Source organism: Corynebacterium axilliensis, assembly GCF_046097495.1.
Taxonomy (GTDB): domain Bacteria; phylum Actinomycetota; class Actinomycetes; order Mycobacteriales; family Mycobacteriaceae; genus Corynebacterium.
Window position 1 is genome coordinate 1,535,976 of record NZ_CP175768.1, and the last position, 17,753, is coordinate 1,553,728.

Annotated in this window: 16 protein-coding genes; 7 read left to right on the plus strand and 9 right to left on the minus strand. The window is 66.2% G+C overall.

Features of this window, described 5'->3' with window-relative positions; all coding sequences use genetic code 11:
- Positions 1 to 29: 29 nt before the first annotated feature.
- Genes ACKFR8_RS07520 through ACKFR8_RS07530 form a run of 3 tightly spaced genes read right to left on the minus strand, consistent with a single transcriptional unit; the run spans position 30 to position 2,383 of the window.
- Entirely contained in the window at positions 30 to 1,166 is a 1,137-nt protein-coding gene (locus ACKFR8_RS07520; RefSeq protein WP_408929646.1) for a glutamate--cysteine ligase, read from the minus strand.
- 48 nt (positions 1,167 to 1,214) lie between these two features.
- A complete protein-coding gene (locus tag ACKFR8_RS07525) occupies positions 1,215 to 2,102 on the minus strand; it encodes a LytR C-terminal domain-containing protein (protein WP_408929647.1) in 888 nt (295 codons plus the stop codon).
- Between the two features lie 26 nt (positions 2,103 to 2,128).
- A complete protein-coding gene (locus ACKFR8_RS07530; protein WP_408929648.1) occupies positions 2,129 to 2,383 on the minus strand; it encodes a DUF3263 domain-containing protein in 255 nt (84 codons plus the stop codon).
- 16 nt (positions 2,384 to 2,399) lie between these two features.
- Here ACKFR8_RS07530 and ACKFR8_RS07535 point away from each other — a divergent pair, with 16 nt between their 5' ends.
- Genes ACKFR8_RS07535 through ACKFR8_RS07550 form a run of 4 tightly spaced genes read left to right on the plus strand, consistent with a single transcriptional unit; the run spans position 2,400 to position 6,283 of the window.
- A complete protein-coding gene (locus ACKFR8_RS07535; protein ID WP_296133080.1) occupies positions 2,400 to 3,014 on the plus strand; it encodes a peptide deformylase in 615 nt (204 codons plus the stop codon).
- The gene (locus ACKFR8_RS07540) at positions 3,015 to 3,998 is read left to right on the plus strand and encodes an N-acetylglutamate synthase, CG3035 family (RefSeq protein ID WP_408929649.1); all 984 of its coding nucleotides are present in this window, start codon (positions 3,015 to 3,017) and stop codon (positions 3,996 to 3,998) included.
- 5 nt (positions 3,999 to 4,003) lie between these two features.
- On the plus strand, positions 4,004 to 4,813 hold the full coding sequence (locus tag ACKFR8_RS07545) for an exodeoxyribonuclease III (protein WP_296133078.1): 810 nt from the start codon (positions 4,004 to 4,006) through the stop codon (positions 4,811 to 4,813).
- 6 nt (positions 4,814 to 4,819) lie between these two features.
- Positions 4,820 to 6,283, plus strand: coding sequence for a phospholipase D-like domain-containing protein (locus tag ACKFR8_RS07550; RefSeq protein ID WP_306507627.1), 1,464 nt, complete (start codon positions 4,820 to 4,822; stop codon positions 6,281 to 6,283).
- On the opposite strand, the gene ACKFR8_RS07555 is transcribed toward ACKFR8_RS07550, so the two are convergent.
- Genes ACKFR8_RS07555 through ACKFR8_RS07570 form a run of 4 tightly spaced genes read right to left on the minus strand, consistent with a single transcriptional unit; the run spans position 6,255 to position 9,690 of the window.
- Complete coding sequence (locus tag ACKFR8_RS07555) at positions 6,255 to 7,448, minus strand: multidrug effflux MFS transporter (protein ID WP_408929650.1); 1,194 nt, start codon at positions 7,446 to 7,448, stop codon at positions 6,255 to 6,257. The genes ACKFR8_RS07550 and ACKFR8_RS07555 overlap by 29 nt on opposite strands.
- Complete coding sequence (locus ACKFR8_RS07560; RefSeq protein WP_306507625.1) at positions 7,445 to 8,209, minus strand: ABC transporter permease; 765 nt, start codon at positions 8,207 to 8,209, stop codon at positions 7,445 to 7,447. Before ACKFR8_RS07560 ends, ACKFR8_RS07555 begins: the two co-directional genes overlap by 4 nt.
- Positions 8,209 to 9,162 carry an ABC transporter ATP-binding protein gene (locus tag ACKFR8_RS07565; RefSeq protein ID WP_408929651.1) on the minus strand — a complete coding sequence of 318 codons (954 nt, stop codon included), beginning with the start codon at positions 9,160 to 9,162 and terminating at the stop codon, positions 8,209 to 8,211. Before ACKFR8_RS07565 ends, ACKFR8_RS07560 begins: the two co-directional genes overlap by 1 nt.
- 39 nt (positions 9,163 to 9,201) lie before the next feature.
- Positions 9,202 to 9,690, minus strand: coding sequence for an NUDIX domain-containing protein (locus ACKFR8_RS07570; RefSeq protein WP_408929652.1), 489 nt, complete (start codon positions 9,688 to 9,690; stop codon positions 9,202 to 9,204).
- A 48-nt stretch (positions 9,691 to 9,738) separates the two neighbouring features.
- On the opposite strand from ACKFR8_RS07570, the gene ACKFR8_RS07575 reads away from it, so the two are divergent.
- The 3 genes from ACKFR8_RS07575 to ACKFR8_RS07585 are packed head-to-tail and all read left to right on the plus strand — an operon-like array spanning position 9,739 to position 14,884.
- Positions 9,739 to 11,175, plus strand: a complete 1,437-nt coding sequence (locus tag ACKFR8_RS07575) for a hypothetical protein (RefSeq protein ID WP_408929653.1) — start codon at positions 9,739 to 9,741, stop codon at positions 11,173 to 11,175.
- Positions 11,175 to 12,263: a glutamate ABC transporter substrate-binding protein gene (locus tag ACKFR8_RS07580; RefSeq protein ID WP_408929654.1), complete on the plus strand. Its 1,089-nt coding sequence runs from the start codon at positions 11,175 to 11,177 to the stop codon at positions 12,261 to 12,263. Before ACKFR8_RS07575 ends, ACKFR8_RS07580 begins: the two co-directional genes overlap by 1 nt.
- A 2-nt stretch (positions 12,264 to 12,265) precedes the next feature.
- The gene (locus ACKFR8_RS07585) at positions 12,266 to 14,884 is read left to right on the plus strand and encodes a serine/threonine protein kinase (RefSeq protein ID WP_408929655.1); all 2,619 of its coding nucleotides are present in this window, start codon (positions 12,266 to 12,268) and stop codon (positions 14,882 to 14,884) included.
- Between the two features lie 26 nt (positions 14,885 to 14,910).
- Here ACKFR8_RS07585 and ACKFR8_RS07590 read toward each other — a convergent pair whose 3' ends face one another.
- Both ACKFR8_RS07590 and pta read right to left on the minus strand, forming a co-directional pair.
- Complete coding sequence (locus ACKFR8_RS07590) at positions 14,911 to 16,131, minus strand: acetate kinase (RefSeq protein ID WP_408929656.1); 1,221 nt, start codon at positions 16,129 to 16,131, stop codon at positions 14,911 to 14,913.
- Complete coding sequence (gene pta / locus ACKFR8_RS07595) at positions 16,132 to 17,496, minus strand: phosphate acetyltransferase (protein ID WP_296134970.1); 1,365 nt, start codon at positions 17,494 to 17,496, stop codon at positions 16,132 to 16,134.
- Positions 17,497 to 17,753 lie beyond the last annotated feature (257 nt).

Here is a 17,753-nt window from a genome sequence, read left to right on the forward strand (position 1 = left end):
CTGCCAGAGGCAGGTTTCGGCCGCCTACCTTAGAGTGGGCGCAGCTGCTCCATCTCGTCCGCGGTGGCCTTGACCACCTTCTGCCAGCTGCCGGTGTCCTGGAATAGCCGGCGCTGGCGCTCGTAGCCGGCGCCGGAGTCAATGATCTCCTGGACCAACTGCAGTTCCCGGGCGCAGCCGAGCTCCTGGGACAGCGGCGCGAGCTCCTCCAGCATGTCCGCCAGCTCGTCCTTGACCCAGCGCTCATCGGTCTCGCGCGAGGTGATGACCAGCGCGTCCATCCCGTAGCGCGCGCCGCGCCACTTGTTCTCCGCCACATGCCAAGGCTGCAGGGTGGGCAGGGTTTCACCCGCGTCGAGCAGGCGGTCGTAATAGACCACGAGGCAGTGGGTCAGCGCCACGATGGCGGAGAGCTCGCGGAGGTTCGAGGTGGCGTCGGAAATGCGCACCTCCACCGTGCCCCACTTGGAGGCCGGGCGGATGTCGAAGTGCATGGAGCCGGTGTGGTTGATGACCCCGGAAATGGCCTGGTCCCGCATGTAGGACTGCCACTGCGCCCAGTTCTCAAACTGGTAGGGCATGCCGGCTGTGGGCAGCTGCTGGTACAGCATGGTGCGGTTGGAGGCATAGCCAGTGTCGAGCCCCTCCCACGCCGGGGAGCAGGCGGAGATGGCCAACAGGTGCGGGTACTTCGTCATCAGCGCGTTGATGATGGGCCACACGTGGTCCTCGTGGCGGATGCCTACGTGCACGTGGGTGCCCCACAGCAGCATCTGCTGCCCCCAGTACTGGGTGCGGTTGATGATTTCGGAGTAGGCCGGCTTGTCGGAGACGGGGTTCTTCCGGAAGTCCGTGAAAGGGTGCCCGCCGGAGGCCCAGAGGCGCACGTCCATGGCCTCGGCCGCTTCACGCACTGCGCCTAGCGACGTCTGCAGGTCCCCCATCGCCTCCGGCACCGTGCGGCAAATGCCGGTGACCAGCTCCACGGTATTCTGGAGGAACTCCTTTTCCAGGTGGATATCGGGGTGGGCGGCGCGGACGGAGTCAATGAGCTCCGCGCCGCGCGGCACCAGATCCCAGGTCACTGGGTCAACGAGGGCTACCTCCCACTCGACCCCCAGCGTGGGCTCGGGGGAGCAGGCGAAGTTCTCTTCCGGAATGTTCACCCGTCCATCGTATCTGTCAGACGGATGAACTTAATAAGATTTTATTCCTTAAGCCTGCGGTACGGCCAGGACCACGACGACGGCGTCGCCCTTGGTGTAGTCGCCCTTCAGCTCGGCCGGATACGGCGCGAGGGCCTCGGCCGGGACACTGCCGCCGTAGTACTGCGCAGCGACTTCCTTGGCCAGGTTCTCCGCGGCGGCGTCGCCCTCCGGGAAGTAGATGGTGGTCTGCGGCGCCGTGAATACGTCACCGCTCAGGTTGCCTACCTCAGAAACCTTGAAGTTTTCGGACTTCAGGCGCTCGGCCTCGTCGGCGGCGTAGTTGATGCGGGCGGAGTTGTTGTAGACGTTGACCGGGATGTCAGCCTGCTCGCGGTTGCCCGCAGCGTTGCCGCCCTGGCCAGCCGCGCCGTTCTCCGCGGCCGAGTCCCCAGTCGAGTCTGCCGAGTCACCATCCTGTTCCTCGCCGGCGGCACCGTCCTGGCCCGGCTTGTCGCCGTCCTGGGCACCGTCCGCGCCGTTGCCGGCCTGGTCCTGGGAGCCGTGCTCGGCGGCGCTGCCCGGCTCGCCGCCCTCGACACCGCCGGTGGCGGGTGCGGACACGGTGGCGTCGCCCGTACCAGAGCCGTCGCCTGCGGCAGAGTCATCCTTGTCCGAGGTCAGCGAGTACAGAGCCCACATGCCCAGCATCACGGCCACGGCGATGAGCACCATGGCGACACCGCGCAGCGGCAGCTTGCCGGTGCCAGCGGAGGAGGCAGACGATGCCGGGGCTGCAGAGTTGGCAGAGTTTGTAGAGGCAGCGGCGCCACCCTTCGCCCCGGAAGCCGCCCCAGCAGCAGTAGCCGTGGCGGCCTCGGGCTCGGCGGGCTTCGCGGCGTGGCGCGGGCCGCGAGGGGTCGTAGAGTCAGAGTTATCTGGATTCACATTAGTCACACAGGCAACTTTAGTAGTCCCGGGCGCTACTCCGGTGCATTGTCCCGCGCGGCGCGCCGAACATCCTCACGCGCGTCCCGCAGCCGGCGCAGGCGCGCCACGAGGAGGGGGTAGGCGGCGTGGGCCGCGGGGACGTCGAGAAGCACGTTGAGGCGTTGGTGATAGCGCACCGGCGAGATGTCCAGGCGGGTGCGGATAGCCTCCTCCTTCGCGGCAATCTCCCGCGGGGCGTGGGACTCGAACTCCAAAATGGCGGCGTCTAGGTCTGACAGGGACTGCATGCCTAAACTGTAGGCCATGACTATTCGACCCATCGTGATCCACGGCGACCCGGTCCTTCACAATCCGACCGAGCCGGTGACCGAAGCCATCGACTCCCCCGAGCTCCAGGAGCTCATCGCGGACATGCACGAGACCATGGACGCGGCCCACGGCGTAGGCCTGGCCGCCAACCAGGTCGGCGTGAACAAGCGCCTCTTTGTCTACCACTGCCCCGACACCGACGGCCCGGACGGCACCGAACTGCCAGAAGGCGGCATGCGCCGCGGCTGCGTCATCAACCCCGTGCTGGAGACCTCCGAGATCCCGGAGACCATGCCGGCGGACGACGGCTCCGAGGACGAGGGCTGCCTCTCCGTCCCGGGCGAGGGCTTCCCCACCGGCCGCGCCGACTGGGCCCGCGTTACCGGCAAAAATGAGAAGGGCGAGGACATCACCATCGAGGGCTACGGCTTCTTCGCGCGCATGCTGCAGCACGAGACCGGCCACCTCGACGGCTTTGTCTACACCGACGTGCTCACCGGCCGCTACAAGCGCCAGGCCAAGAAGACCATTAAGCGCAACGGCTGGACCGAGGCCGGACTGACCTGGATGCCGGGCGAAGACGACGATCCCTTCGGGCACGAGGACTAAATGTCACGCATCTTCCGCTCCGACGCCGTCTCCGTGGGCGAGCGCGTGGTGGCCCGGCGCGAGTTCGGCGACGTCCACAGCGATGTCATCGGCCACGTGCTCAGCCTCGATCCGCTGGTCATCCGCCCGCAGGAGGTGGGCGGCTACCCGTCCTCCCTCGAGGCCGTGGAGATCCCGCCGGAACAGCTCAAGATTATTAAGCGACTCTCCCCGCGCACGGTGCGCAATTCCGACATCCGGGCCGCCGAGGTGGCAGCTGCGGCCGCCTCCCCGGGCGCGGAGCAGGAGTGGACCGCAGACGGCCAGTGGCTCATGCGCGCCAGCGATGGCACCACGAGCCAGGCCAACTCGGCCATTCCGCTGGGCCACTCGGCGGGCTTCCTGCCGGTGCCTATCGACGACATCGATGCCTTCTTTGCGCGCCATCACCTGCCCACCTGCCTCGCCATCCCAGAGCGCATTGGCAAGTCCGCCGAAAAACTCATTGACGCCGATCCGGGTGCCTGGGAGATGGGGCCGGAAATCCTGGTGATGGTCCGCGCCCTGGACCAGCTGCCCGAACCCGCGGGCGCGGCGTTCGCCGCCGACGCGCAGCCCGACCCCGCCTGGCTGGACCTGTACCACTCCGGCGGTCACACGCCGGAGGGCCTCGTGCCCCCAGTCGAAGGCACGGCCGTCTTCGCGCGCCTGCTGGCGGATACGGGCGAGACAACCGCGATTGCTCGGGGCACGCTCACCGAATCCGGCGACGGCACAGTGTGGCTGGGCCTGTCCGCCCTCACCGCGGCCGCGGACCAGCAAGATACGGGGCTGAAGGCGGAGTTGGCCGCACACCTTCTCACCTGGGGCCAGGACCACGGTGCCGAGAAGGCGTGGCTGGAAATCGAGGCGTCGGATAGCACCGGCGTACAGCTGGCTGAGGGGCTGGGCTTCCTGGAGCAACACCGTCACCGCTACGCCCGCCGCCGTGGTCAAGTAACCTAAGCGGCATGCGCATTGCCACCTGGAATATCAACTCCGTTCGCACCCGCGCCCAGCGCGCGGTGGACCTGCTGGCCAAGCACGACCTCGACGTGCTCTGCCTGCAGGAAACCAAGGTGGCCGATGACAAATTCCCCCGCCAGATTTTTGAGGACGCCGGCTACCACGTCACCTGCCACGGGCTGAACCAGTGGAACGGCGTGGCCATCATCTCCAAAGACCCGGCTGAAGAGGTCCAGACCTTCTTTCCCGGCCAGCCGGGCTTCCACAAGGACCCCGCCAAGGAGCAGAAGCGGGAGGCCCGCGCGGTGTCGGCGCGCATCCGCGGGGTGGAGATCTGGTCGCTCTACGTCCCCAACGGCCGCGAAATCACCGACCGCCACTACGACTACAAGCTGGAGTTCCTCTACGCACTCGCCCGCTACGTGGAGGACCACGCGCAGTCCAAGCTGCTGCTCACCGGTGATTTCAACATCGCCCCGCGGGACGAGGACGTGTGGGACATCCGCCCCTTCCGCGGCAAGACCCACGTCACGGAGCCGGAGCGCGCCGCCTTCCAGATGCTCGAGGAGGCCGGCCTGCAGGAAATCACCCGCCGCTTCACGGAGAAGGAGCGCTGGACCTACTTTGACTACAAGTCCCTGCGCTTCCAGAAGAACGAGGGCATGCGCATCGACTTCCAGCTGGCCACCGAGCCGCTCGCTGCCCTGGTCCAGGGCGCCCAGGTGGACCTGGTGGAGCGCGCCGGCGACAAGACCTCAGACCACGTCCCGCTCATCGCAGACTTCGATGTGCCCGACTTTGCCTCCGTGCGCTAGGACCCTATGAACTTAAACATCGACCTCTCCATGTGGCAGCTCGTACTGCTGATCATCGACTACGGAATCAAAATCATCGCCATCGGCGTGGTCCCGGAGGGCCGCCGCCCGTCCAGCTCCACCGCCTGGCTGCTCGCCATTCTGGTGCTGCCGATTGTGGGCCTGCCGCTCTTCCTCCTCATGGGCTCGCCGTACATCAACCGGCGCCGCCACCGCATCCAGCAGGAGGCCAACGAGCTCATCAGCGACGTCACCGCCTCCACCCCCAATCACCCCGAAGGGCGCCTGTCCCCCGAAGTCGAGTCCCTTATCCAGCTCAACCGCAACCTCACCGGGCATCCGGCGCTCATCGGCCACAACATGGGCCTGCACGCCTCCTACAACGAGGCGATTCTGGCCATGGCCCGCGCCGTCGACCGCGCCGAGAAGTACGTGCTCATTGAGATCTACATCCAGTCTTGGGACGAGGTCACGGACGTCTTCTTCCAGTCCCTCAAGCGCGCCCGGGAGCGCGGCGTGGAGGTCAAGCTGCTGCTGGATCAGATCGGCAGCTACAAGTACAAGGGCTACCGCACCCTGGGCAAGCGCCTGACCGCCATCGACGTGGACTGGCGCCTGATGCTTCCCCTGCAGCTGCACAAGGGCCGCTTCCGCCGCCCCGACCTGCGCAACCACCGCAAGATCGTGGTCATCGACGGCAACACCGGCTTCCTGGGGTCGATGAACATGATCAAGCGCCAGTACAAGACCACAGACCGCGCGTGGATCGACTACATGGTGGAGCTCACCGGCCCCGTGGTGACCTCACTGGCCGCGGTGTTCGCGGTTGACTGGTACCTGGAATCCGAGGAGCAGCTCTCCCTGGACATGCAGCCCTACGACGACGCAGTGACTGCCGACGCCAACCACCTCCAGCTCGTGCCGTCTGGCCCCGGTTACACGACGGAACCGAACCTGCGCATGTTCAACTCTGTGGTGCACCACGCCAAGGAAACGCTAGTGATGTGCTCGCCCTACTTCATCCCGGACGAGTCCCTGCTGGAAGCCGTCACCACCGCCTGCTACCGCGACGTGGAGGTCCACCTGCTCGTCTCCGCCAAGGCCGACCAGTTCATGGTCAACCACGCCCAGTCCTCCTACTACCAAGCCCTGTTGGAGGCCGGCGTGCGGATTTTCCAGTTCCCGGAGCCCTTCGTGCTGCACTCCAAGTTCATCCTGGCAGACCCCAACCTGCCGAACCGTGACCCGCTGTGCATGTTCGGCTCCTCCAACATGGACATGCGCTCCTTCGGCCTGAACTACGAGTCCACCATGCTCGTGGCCAAGGGCAATCTCATCGAGGACTTCACCCAATTGGCCCTCAACTACAAGCAGGTCTGCCACGAGCTCACCTTGGAGGAGTGGAACGAGCGCGGCCTATTGCGCCGCTACGTGGACAACGTCATGCGCCTGACCTCGGCGCTGCAGTAGCGCGGGAAAGGCGGGCAGAGGCTAGAAGCCCGCACAGCGACACGAAGGCGCAGGCCACCATGCCAAGCGCCATGGTGCGTGCCGCATTGGAGCCCAACCCCATGAGCGGGCTGATGGAACTGGCGAGCAGGGATTGGCCGAAGCCCATGATGGCGGACACGCTGCCGGCGCGGGAGCGCATCAGCCCGGTGGCCAAGGCGGTGGCGTTGCCCATGATGAAGCCGGTGGGCGCTATGCACGCGAAGAGCGCGATGAGGCTTAGCCACACCGGCGCGCCCGCGACAATGCTCAGCAGCAGGAGTACCGCGCACACCAGCACGCCTACCACGCCCACGCGCAGCATGAACGCCGGCGACTCCGAGTCCATGGCGCGGGAGTTGACCACGGTGGCGGCAAAGAGGCCAAGGGAATTCACGCCGAAGACCAGCGAATAACCCACCTCGGAAAAGCCCCACTGATTCTGCAGCACGAACGAGGACGCCGAGATGTAGCAGAACATGGCGCAGAAGCCGAAGGCCATGGTGACCAGGTAGCCCCACACGCGGGCGTTGGTGAGCACCGCCCAGTAGTTGCCCGCCATCGCTCGGAAGACGCCGGAGCTCGAGCGCCCGCCAGCGGTCTCCGGAACGACGACGATGGCCAGCAGGAGCTGCAGGGCATGCAGGCCGGCCAGCGCCCAGAAGATGCCACGCCAGCCCAGGGGCTCCGCCAGCACGCCGCCCAGGACCGGGGCCACCGCCGGGGCGATTCCCTGCAGCGCCATGAGCAGCGAATAGGCCTTGGCCGCCGCAGCGCCCTGAAGAAGATCCGGCACGACCGCGCGGGCGAGTACCACGCACGCCCCGCCGCCGAGGCCTTGGAGCACGCGGGCTGCGACGAGGACGAAGGCGCTCGGCGCCAGCGCCGCCAGCGCGGAGGCGGCAAGCGCCACTGCGGCGCCGAGGATGAGGAGACGCTTGCGCCCGACGACGTCCGAGAGCGGACCAATCAACAGCTGGCCGATGCCCATGCCGATGAAGAAACCGGAGATGGTCAGCTGCACCATCGAGCGGGTGGTGTCCAGCTCCTCCATAATTGCCGGCATGACCGGCAGGTACATATCAGTGGCAAAAGGCGCTGTTGCGGACAACAGCGCCAGGGATGCAAGAAGCGGGAGCGGTATCACGCGTCGCGCTTCTCCAACAGGATGACGCCGATAATCCACAGCACGATCGCCCACACGAAGAAGATGAGCGCGGAAATACCCGGGGAATCCCACGGCACGGTGTCCGGCACCGAGTTATTGAGCCACCGGTTCAGCGCGGTAATGGGCAGGTAGTCCACAATCTTCTCGCCCACGCGTGGCAGGAACATGATGGCGTTTTCGAGAGCCAGGTACCAGATGAGCGCCAGTGCCACAGCACCAGAGGTCTGGCGCAGCAGCAGGCCCAGGGCCTGACCGAAGAGCACGATGCCGAAGGCCTCGAGGGGGTAGGTCCACAGCATGCGCTTCGCGTTGTCATCGGAGAAGGGGCGGAAGGCCTCGGCCGCCGAGGCGTTTGTGGTGCTGTCCGCCAACACGAAGATATACACCAGCCCGAAGAAGGCGATGAGCGCGGCAATTGCGCCGTACAGGACCAGCTTGGCCACGGCGACGCTCCAGCGATGCGGGTTCGCCAGGTAAGTGATGGTTTGGGTCTTGTGGCTGTACTCCGTGGTGACGACCATGATGCCTTGGATCATCATGATGGGCACGCCCAAGAAGATGATGACCGCTCCCAACGTGCTGGCCTGAAGGGGGCTTACTCCGAGGACCGCTTCCTGGGCGTTCAAGGACATGATGAGTGTCGACAGCGTGATGATGACAAAGATGAGCCCGGTGGTCCACCAGAAGGCCTTTGTCGTGCGCAGCTTGGTCCACTCCGCATGCAGCGTGTTGATAAACATTAGCTCTGCGCTCCTTCCTGCGCGCCATCCGCGCCGAACTGCGTGGCGTGGTATTGCACGGACTGGTTCGTCCGCTTCACAAAGGCCTCCTCCAGTGAGGCGCGGTGCAGCGAGAGCTCCGAGAGCGGCACGCCGGTGGAGTACGCCAGCTGGCCAATGTAGTCCGTGGTCTGCTCCGGGATGACCAGCGTGGGCCGCTGCTCCTCATCGAGAGACTCGCTAAAGCCCACCCCGGCCTCCCGCAGCGCGGAGGCGAAGGCCGGAAGGTGCTCCGAGCGCACGGTGACAGAGGCGCTGGAGTTGTCTTTGACAAAGTCATACGTGCGCTGGTCCGCCACCAGGCGGCCCTGGCCAATGACCACGAGGTGGTCCGCGGTCTGCGCCATCTCCGAGAGCAGGTGGGAGGAGATGAGCACCGTGCGGCCTTCCGCTGCCAGTGCTCGCACCAGCGTGCGCACCCACCGGATTCCCTCCGGGTCCAGGCCGTTGACCGGCTCATCCAGGATCAGCACGCCCGGGTCCCCCAACAGTGCTGCGGCCAGGCCGAGGCGCTGCCCCATACCGAGGGAGAAGCCGCCGGCTTTCTTACCGGCAACGTCGGACAGCCCCACCAGTCCCAGCACCTCGTCTACGCGGGAGGTCGGAATACCGTTGGACTGCGCCATCCACTTCAGGTGGTTCGCGGCGGTGCGGTTGGAGTGGACCGCCTTGGCGTCCAAGAGGGCGCCTACCTCCCGCAGCGGATTGCGGAGCTCACGATAGGGTTTGCCGTTGATTCGCGCGGATCCCGCGGTGGGCTTGTCCAGCCCGAGGATCATGCGCATGGTGGTGGACTTGCCCGCGCCGTTTGGCCCCAAGAAGCCGGTCACTTGCCCCGGCTTCACCTGGAAGGTGAGGTCATCCACGGCGCGGACAGACCCATACTGTTTTGTCAGTCCGGCTACGTCAATCATGCCCACTAGCGTGCCACACCCGCCGGACACACGCGCGTTTTAGCTGTTCAGCTCCTCCCAGCGCGCCAGCACGCCGGGCAGCGCGGACCGAAACGGCCCCAGGAGGTTGAGGGCGTCCACGTCAGAGAAGGCAACCCAGCGCAGCTCGGTGGATTCTTCGTTCGCAGTCGTGTCCAAGCACTGCCCCGACACCGTCCGCGCCAGCACCGTGGTGTAGGTCCAGCCGCCGTCGAAAGGCCCGGCCGTCACCATCGAGTCGAGCACCTCGACGTCCGCGGCCGCGATGCCTGTCTCTTCTGTGGTCTCCCGCAGCGCCGCGTCCACCGCGGTCTCCGGCTTGTCCCGCGCCCCGCCGGGAATTCCCCACGTATCGCCGTGATTAGTCCACGCCGCGCGGTGCTGGAGCAGTACCTGGTTCCCCGCCACGAGGAAGAGCCCCGCCGCGCCAAACTTGCCCCACACCGGCACGCCGCCTGGGCCCGTGGCCCAACCGTCGCCGGAGAGTTCTGGGTTTACGCGTGTACACATGCCTCCAATCTATACCCACTTTTCCGTCAAGGGCGCTATCCTAAGGGAATGACCGGCCCGGCCACCGAACAGCGCGAGCACACGCCCGATACGTGGGGCGATCACTGGCTCGATGAGGTCACCGAGCCTGCAACTCCCGCCTTTAACCGTCCCACCCAGCTGGCCATGAGCTCCTTCGCCGGCCCGGCGCGCGTGTTGAAGCGTCTCTACAGCTTCGCCTCCACCACCCCGGGCAAGCTCTTTGGCGTCACCGTCATCCTCACCGTGGCCCTGGCCGCGGCGGGTTTTTCCATGGCGTCCTCCTCGGCCGCGCGGCACGACGATTTGGATACGCTGCTCTCCTCTACCGAGCCGATGTCGAACGCGGCGCACCATCTCTACACCAACCTTTCCCTGGCAGACACGGTGGCTACCACGGGGTTCGTGCAGGCCGGCGTGGAATCGAAGAGTAACCGCGAGCGCTATAACGCGGCTATCGACGCCGCCTCTGTCGCCGCCACCCAGTCCGTCGTCGGCAGCTCGGAGGAGGACGAGCGCGTGCGCGAGCTGGTTACCTTTATCCAGCGAGAGCTGCCCGTCTATACCGCACTGGTGGAAAAGGCCCGGGTCAACCACCGCGCGGGCAACGCGGTGGCGAACTCTTACATGTCCAATGCGTCGGCGCTCATGCGCACCCAGATCCTGCCCGCGGCCTCGGAGCTTTTCGCTCTGACCTCGGAGAAAGTCTCCCACCAGCAGCAGCGCCTCACCCGCCCGCAGTGGGTGCCGCTGTCCGGACTGGTGGCGGCTCTCATCTTCTTGGGACTGGCGCAGTGGTGGCTCTGGCGGCTGACCCGCCGCCGCCTCAACCGCGGCTTCGTCGCGGCCACGGTGCTGCTCTTTACCGCTTTGGTGTGGGCGGCCGGCGCCAACCTAGCCACGTGGGCCTCCGGCCACCAGGGGTTTGAGACCGTCTCGCGTCCGTGGGATTCCCTTACCGCCTCCCGCATTGAGGCACAGCAGATGCGCACCTCGGAGACCTTGGCGCTGGTCATGCGCTCCTCCCAACAGGACATGTCGGTGCACTTCGACTCCACGGTCTACTCCGTGGACCAGGCGCTGCGGGACTACGAGGCGGCGCTTGGCGACGACCCGGAGGTCACCCCCAACCCGGAGCTCATCCCGCGGGCCCAGCAGGCCGTGGAGGATTGGACCACCACGCACGACAGCTTCATGGCGGATCTGTCCGCGGGCGATTACGACTCCGCGTTGTACCAGGCCACGGCTATTGATCAGGACGGCGATCCAACCGCGGCCAGCGCCTTCAACGCCGTGGATAACTCGCTGGCAGCACTCATTGACCAAGCCCGCGCCGCCATGCGCAACTACCTGGTGCGGGGCCTCAACGCCATGACGCTGGTGTCCACGGGCGTGTCTCTGGCCACCTTCGGCGCCATCATCGCGGTGTGGCTGGGCATTCGTCCGCGTCTGCAGGAGTACCTCTAATGCGCGTACCCAGCCTTATCCCCGCCGTGCCAGCGCCAGCCACAGCCCGCGCCGCAGCCCCAGTCACAGTCACTGTCACAGCAACTGTCGCGCTCGCCGCTACCGTGCTGGCCGGCTGTGCCCCCTCGGCCCCGCCGCCGCCCCAGCCCATTGTCGCCCCCAGCGCCAATCTGGAGGCCACGCCCGGCCCGCCACTGCCGGAAGACGCCATCATAGAGCCCGCCGGCACGGGCGAGCCCGCCAAGGACAGCGGCGAAGAAGCGGAAGGTTCCTACCGTCCCGATGACAAGTCCCCGGAGGAGCGCGTGCCGGAGATCCGCAAGCGCGGCCGGCTCATCGTGGGCGTTGACCGCTCAAATAACCTGCTTAGCTACCGCGACACCGCCACCGGTGAGGTCCGCGGCTTCGAGGTGGACATTGCCCGGGAGGTGGCCCGCGATATTTTTGGGGATCCCAACAAGGTGGACTTCCGCTTCGTGGAGGCCTCGGACCGCTCGAAGGCGCTCAATGACCGGACCGTGGACATGGTCATCCGCACCATGACCATTAGCCCGGAGCGCCAGCGCGAGGTGGCTTTTTCCATCCCGTATATGAAGACGGATGCCCGCATGTTGGTGCTCAAGAACTCTGGCATCACCTCCATCGAGGACACGGCGGGCCTGACCCTGTGCGCGGTCAGAGGCTCCACCATGGTGGACGCCATCCGCCGGCACGCGCCGTCCGCGGACATCCTGGAAACGCGCGCGTGGGGCGACTGCCTCATGTCCCTGCAGCTGGGTCAGGCCGATGGCATCGTGGTGGATGACGCGCTCCTGGCCGGCATGCTGGCGCAGGATTCCTACACCGAGATCGTGGGCAGCCCCGTGGAGACGCAGAACTATGGGGTGGCGGTGCGCAAGCCGGATGCTGCCTACGATTCGCGCCCGCTCATCCGCCAAATCAATTCCACGCTGGAGCGCATCAGGGAGGACGGGACGTGGTCGCGGCTTTTCACCACGTGGCTGGGGGATTACATGGACAAGCCCACGCTGCCGGCCCCGAAATACCGCGCTGAGACGCTGCCGAGCACCACCAGGGAGGATGAGTAGCCATGACGCAGAGCTTTAGCGAAGACGAGCTGGACCACCTCACCCCGGAGGAACACGAGGACCCCCAGGACCGCGACGCGGCGGCTCTCGACGCTACCGCGGCCATCCCCTTCGACCCCTTCGCGGACGAGGACGGCGACGAGGACATCGACGGAGCAGGCGCCGAGGGCGGCACAAGGACCGACCCCCACAGCATAGAAGCCGCAGGCGGGGCCGACGCGTCCGACCGCACCGCGGCCGTTGCCTACGATCCCTTCGCGGACGAGGACGACACGGACGCCTCCTTCGTCCTGCCTAGCCCCGACCAGTCAGATGCCACAGCCGCCACGCAGCGTCCCGCGGGCGCAACCGGTGCCAACGCCACGCCCGGCGCTCCCAGCGCGGCCGATGAGGCCTACGAGGACTCTGACAACATCGCCGCGCTCATCGCGGAGCTGGGACAGCTGCGTGATCGCCGCAAAGCAGAGGACCCCTCCCGGGCGTCGCGCCGCCGGGCGCTCGATACGTTCCGCCAGCGCCGCTCCACCAAGCGCACCGACCGTGAGGTGGCGGACGGCATGGCCACCTTGCCCTTCGTGGTGCCCGGCAACCCGGCAGATGCCCTGGTGGACCCGCAGGACTCCCCCACCATCGCCCCGCCGCAACTGCAGCCGGGAGATATGGTGGCCGGCCAGTACGAGATCCTGGGAGTCTTGGCCCACGGCGGCCTGGGCTGGATTTACCTGGCCAACGATCATTTCGTCTCCGGACGCATTGTGGTGCTCAAGGGCATGCAGTCTGAGAAGTCCGCGGAGGAGACCGCCACGGCGGAGGCGGAGCGCGAGTTCCTGGCGGATATCACGCACCCGAACATCGTGAAGATTTTCAACTTCATCGATGATCCCCGCGTCCCCGGCGGCTTCATCGTCATGGAGTACGTGGGCGGGCCCTCGCTGAAGAACCGGCGCAACGGTCAGCCGGGGGATTGCTTCCCGGTAGACACCGCCATTGCCTACATCCTGGAGATTCTGCCCGCCCTGGACTACCTGCACGCCCGCGGGGTGGTCTACAACGACTTGAAGCCCTCCAACATCATCGTCACCGAGGACCAGGTCAAGCTCATTGACCTAGGCGCGGTGTCCGGCATCGGCGCCTTCGGCCACATTTACGGCACGCAGGGCTTCCAGGCCCCGGAGATTGCCACGCAGGGCCCGTCGGTAGCCAGCGATATCTACACCATTGGCCGCACCTTGGCCTGCCTGGTGCTCAAGCTGCCGGTGGAGGACGGCGTGTACAAGCCGGGCCTGCCCTCCCCCACGGAGGAACCGCTCCTGCGCCGCTACCTGTCCTTCTACCGCCTGCTGCTGCGCGCCACGGACCCGGATCCGAACAAGCGCTTCCGCTCCGTGGCGGAGCTGCGGGACCAGCTCTTCGGCGTGCTCCGGGAGGTCATCGCGCTGCGGGACGGAATCCAGCACCCCGCGCAGCACTCGGCCTTCTCCCCGCAGCGTACGACGTTTGGCACCAAGCACCTGGTGTTCCGCACGGACCAGCTCATCGACGGCATCGACCGCACCGTGCGCATCACCGCCCCCGAGGTGGTCTCGGCTCTTCCCACGCCGCTGATCATCCGCTCCGACGTGGGCGCCTCGCTGCTGCAGGGTTCTTCCTATACCGAGCCGCAGGAGGCTTTGGAGACCCTCCGCCAGGCCATGCAGACCCCGGAGTACGAGGAGTCTGAAGAGATTCCGCTAGGCGTGGTGCGCGCGATGATTGACCTGGGCTACATCGGCCAGGCCCGCGAGTGGCTGAAGTCCATCGAGGACCGGCTGGGCAACGACTGGCGCTTCCACTGGTATTCGGGCGTGGCGGAGTTGCTGTTGGATAAGTACCGCGCGGCCCAGGGCCACTTCGCCCGTGTTTTGGATATTCTTCCTGGTGAGGCCGCCCCCAAGCTGGCCATTGGCGCGGTCAATGAATTGATCCTTCAACAGTTGGGCTACTCAGAAGCAGCGCTTATCGACGCCGCAGTGGCCCGCGCCTGCGCCAACGTCACCACCTCGCTGGCTGATTTGCCGAGCGAGGACTTCGCGGAGCAGCCCGGCATCTGGGACCACGTCACCGAGGACCCGGCGCACCTGCGCTTTAACTCTTTGCGGCTCTACGGCATCGTGTGGGCGACGAACCCGACGACGGTCTCTTCAGCCTTCGGCCTGGCCCGCCAGCTGCGCGCGGAGCACCAGGTAGAGCTGGCCGTGGCCACCTTGGACCGCGTGCCCAACGCCTCCCGGCACCACCGCATGGCGCGCCTGACCACGATTCTGCAGCTCATCGTCCACGATCTCTCGGAGTCCCGCATCCGGCGTGCCGCGCGCCGCCTAGAGGAGATCCCGCAGAACGAGCCGCGCTTTCTGCAGATCAAGATCGCTGTCATCTCGGCCGCGCTGACCTTCTTGCGCGAGGCCGACCTTGACGCCTCGGCCTCCCCCAACGATCTCTTCGAGTTCCCCTTTACCCAGCGCGGCTTGCGCTACGGCCTGGCGGATACGCTGCGCGCGCTGGCCCGCCAGGCGCCCTTCTCGCGCCACCGCTACGCGCTGGTGGACCTAGCCAATAAGGTCCGCCCAGTCACGCTCTTCTAGCAGCCCCGGCGCGGGGAGGCCGCCGGCTAATACAGTCCTGCCTCGCGCGCCATGGCGGCAATGCCCGCAGCCTTCTGGGCAATCGCCAGCTCCTCGTTGGTGGGAACCACGAAGACCTTGACCTGGGAGTCCGCGGTAGAAATCATGCGCGGCTCCTTGGAGCGCACCAGGTTGGCTTCCTTGTCGAAGTCAATGCCGTACATGTCTAGGTTGTACAGCGAATCCTGGCGGACCTCGGTGTCGTTCTCGCCCACGCCGGCGGTGAACGTAATCGCGTCCACGCGGCCGAGCGCAATCATGTAGGAGCCGATGAAGCGGCGCAGCTGGTGGATGTAGATGTTGTAGGCCAACCAGGCGTCCTGGTCCTCGTTGTTGATGCGCTCACGCAGCACGCGGAAGTCGTTGACGCCCGCAATGCCCTTCACACCGGACTGCTTGTTGAGCAGGGTATCGATCTCATCGATGGACATGCCCGCCTGGCGCGAGAGGTGGAAGATGATGCCCGGGTCGATGTCGCCGGAACGGGTGCCCATGGCCAGGCCGGCCAGCGGGGTCAGGCCCATCGAAGTATCGATGGGGCGGCCGTTGCGAATCGCGGCCGCGGACGCACCGTTGCCCAGGTGGAGGGTGATCTGGTGCGTGTGTTTGGGATCGCGGCCGAGCAGCCCCGGCACCTGCTGGGAGACGAACTCGTGGGAGGTGCCGTGGAAGCCGTAGCGGCGAATGTCGTACTGCGAGGCCACGTCGTTGTTGATGGCGTACAGCGCGGCGGCCGGTGGGAGGCGGTTGAAGAAGGCCGTATCGAAGACTGCCACGTGCGGGATGTCCGGCAGCAACGAGCGGGCGACGCGGATGCCGTCCAGGTTGGCCGGGTTGTGCAGCGGGGCCAGCGGGATGAGGTCCTCAATCATGGACTCGATCTGGTCCACGATGAGCTGCGGCTCGCTAAAGAGGCGGCCGCCGTGCACGACACGGTGGCCCACCGCGATAACTTCCACGTCCGTCGGGCCCACGTGGTGCTCGTGCATGATGCTAAACGCGCGGTCGAGGCCGAAGGAATGGGTAGGAATCTCCAGCTCTTCCTTGTACTCCTGCCCGCCGGTCTTCACAGTCACCGCGCCCTGCGGCTCGCCCACCTGCTCCACCAGGCCGGAGACCAACGGGGTGTCGGTGGCGGAGCTTTCCGGATCCACCAGCTGGAACTTGACGGAGGACGAGCCCGAGTTGAGGACGAGTACGTACGCCATTTACTTCACTCCTGCCTGGGTTGCGGTGATGGCCACCGTGTTGATGATGTCCGGCACCGTGGCACCACGGGAGAGGTCATTGACCGGCTTGTTCAGGCCCTGCAGAATCGGGCCCACGGCCAAAGCACCACCGGTGCGCTGCGCGGTCTTGTAGCCGATGTTGCCGGCCTCCAGGTCTGGGAAGACGAAGACGTTGGCCTGGCCTGCCACCGGGGACTCCGGGGCCTTCTTGGCGGCCACGCCGGCATCACACGCGGCGTCGAACTGCAGCGGGCCGTCCACAGCCACGGACGCATCGATATTCTTGGCTGCCTCCACGGCCGCAGTTACCTTCTCCACGTCCGGACCAGCGCCGGAGGTGCCGGTGGAGTAGGACAGCAGCGCCACGCGCGGGTCGATGCCGAACTGGGAGGCGGTCTGTGCCGACACGATGGCGATTTCCCCCAGCTGCTCCGGGGTCGGGTTCGGGTTCACCGCGCAGTCACCAAAGGCCCACAGGCGCCCCGGCATGACCATGAGGAAGATGGAGGAGACCACGGAGGCTTCCGGCTTGGTCTTGATGATCTGGAAGGAGGGCTTTATGGTGTGTGCGGTGGTGTGCGCAGCACCGGAGACCATGCCGTCCGCCAGGCCCTTGTGCACCATCATCGTGGCGAAGTAGGACACGTCCTGCATGGTTTCGCGCGCCTGCTCCAGGGTGACACCCTTCTTCTTGCGCAGCTCCGCGAAGTCCGCGGCGAATTCTTCTGCCAGCGGGGACTCGAGGTGGTTGATGATCTCCACCCCGTCCAGGTCGATGCCCAGTTCCTGTGCGCGCTTCTCAACGTTCTCATCGCCCAGAATCGTCAGCTTCGCCACCTTGCCCTTAATGAGCTCACCGGCTGCCTCGAGGATGCGATCATCCTCGCCCTCCGGCAGGACAATGTGGGCCCCGACCTCGCGGGCCTGATCCAGCAGCTGCTTCTGGAACAGCTCGGCGCACATGCGCGGCTCAACGTCCTCCTGGGAGGCGAGGGCGCCGGGGATCGAGGAGACGTCGGTAAGCGCGCCCACCACGGTTGCTCCCACCGAGCGCGCGTGATCCAGCGCCAGCTCCGCGGTGCGGGCAGGCGCGTTAGAGATGAGCGCGAAGGGCAGGCCCAGGGCGGCTGCCGCCTTGGCGTCGAAATCCACGACGCCGGTTCCCTGGAGAACCAGGTTGCCTTCCGGGGCCTTCTCCAGGATCGTTCCGAGGTCCGTGCCCAGCTCATCTACGTGCGCGAAGGTGGCATCCAACTCGGATGCCACGGACTGGATGTCGAGGCCGTCGAAGCCGCGCCCGATGACGCTAACGAATGCGGAAGTGCGTGAAGACTTGGCGGTCATGTAGAACCTTTCTCTGCATGCAAGGCGTGTACCCGCGCTCACATTGTGGGCACACAGTGACAGTTTCAGAGTACTGGAGGCCTCCGCCAAACGCCGCTTCAGAAATCCGCGACATGCCCATTACGCACCCCCACTTGCCCGCTCAAGTGCGGGATCTCACAGGGCTTGCGCAGCGTGATGCCAGCGGCGTAAGCTCCCTATCAGGATTGTTACTTCGGGCAAGACCTAGGCTCCCCACTCGTTGCCGCGTGGGGATG

Coding starts and splice junctions, on each gene's coding strand:
- ACKFR8_RS07530 (WP_408929648.1), bottom strand. CDS start 2,383: ATGCAGTCCCTGTCAGACCTAGACGCCGCCATTTTGGAGTTCGAGTCC.
- ACKFR8_RS07535 (WP_296133080.1), top strand. CDS start 2,400: ATGACTATTCGACCCATCGTGATCCACGGCGACCCGGTCCTTCACAAT.
- ACKFR8_RS07540 (WP_408929649.1), top strand. CDS start 3,015: ATGTCACGCATCTTCCGCTCCGACGCCGTCTCCGTGGGCGAGCGCGTG.
- ACKFR8_RS07545 (WP_296133078.1), top strand. CDS start 4,004: ATGCGCATTGCCACCTGGAATATCAACTCCGTTCGCACCCGCGCCCAG.
- ACKFR8_RS07550 (WP_306507627.1), top strand. CDS start 4,820: ATGAACTTAAACATCGACCTCTCCATGTGGCAGCTCGTACTGCTGATC.
- ACKFR8_RS07560 (WP_306507625.1), bottom strand. CDS start 8,209: ATGTTTATCAACACGCTGCATGCGGAGTGGACCAAGCTGCGCACGACA.
- ACKFR8_RS07565 (WP_408929651.1), bottom strand. CDS start 9,162: ATGATTGACGTAGCCGGACTGACAAAACAGTATGGGTCTGTCCGCGCC.
- ACKFR8_RS07570 (WP_408929652.1), bottom strand. CDS start 9,690: ATGTGTACACGCGTAAACCCAGAACTCTCCGGCGACGGTTGGGCCACG.
- ACKFR8_RS07575 (WP_408929653.1), top strand. CDS start 9,739: ATGACCGGCCCGGCCACCGAACAGCGCGAGCACACGCCCGATACGTGG.
- ACKFR8_RS07580 (WP_408929654.1), top strand. CDS start 11,175: ATGCGCGTACCCAGCCTTATCCCCGCCGTGCCAGCGCCAGCCACAGCC.
- ACKFR8_RS07585 (WP_408929655.1), top strand. CDS start 12,266: ATGACGCAGAGCTTTAGCGAAGACGAGCTGGACCACCTCACCCCGGAG.
- ACKFR8_RS07590 (WP_408929656.1), bottom strand. CDS start 16,131: ATGGCGTACGTACTCGTCCTCAACTCGGGCTCGTCCTCCGTCAAGTTC.
- pta (WP_296134970.1), bottom strand. CDS start 17,496: ATGACCGCCAAGTCTTCACGCACTTCCGCATTCGTTAGCGTCATCGGG.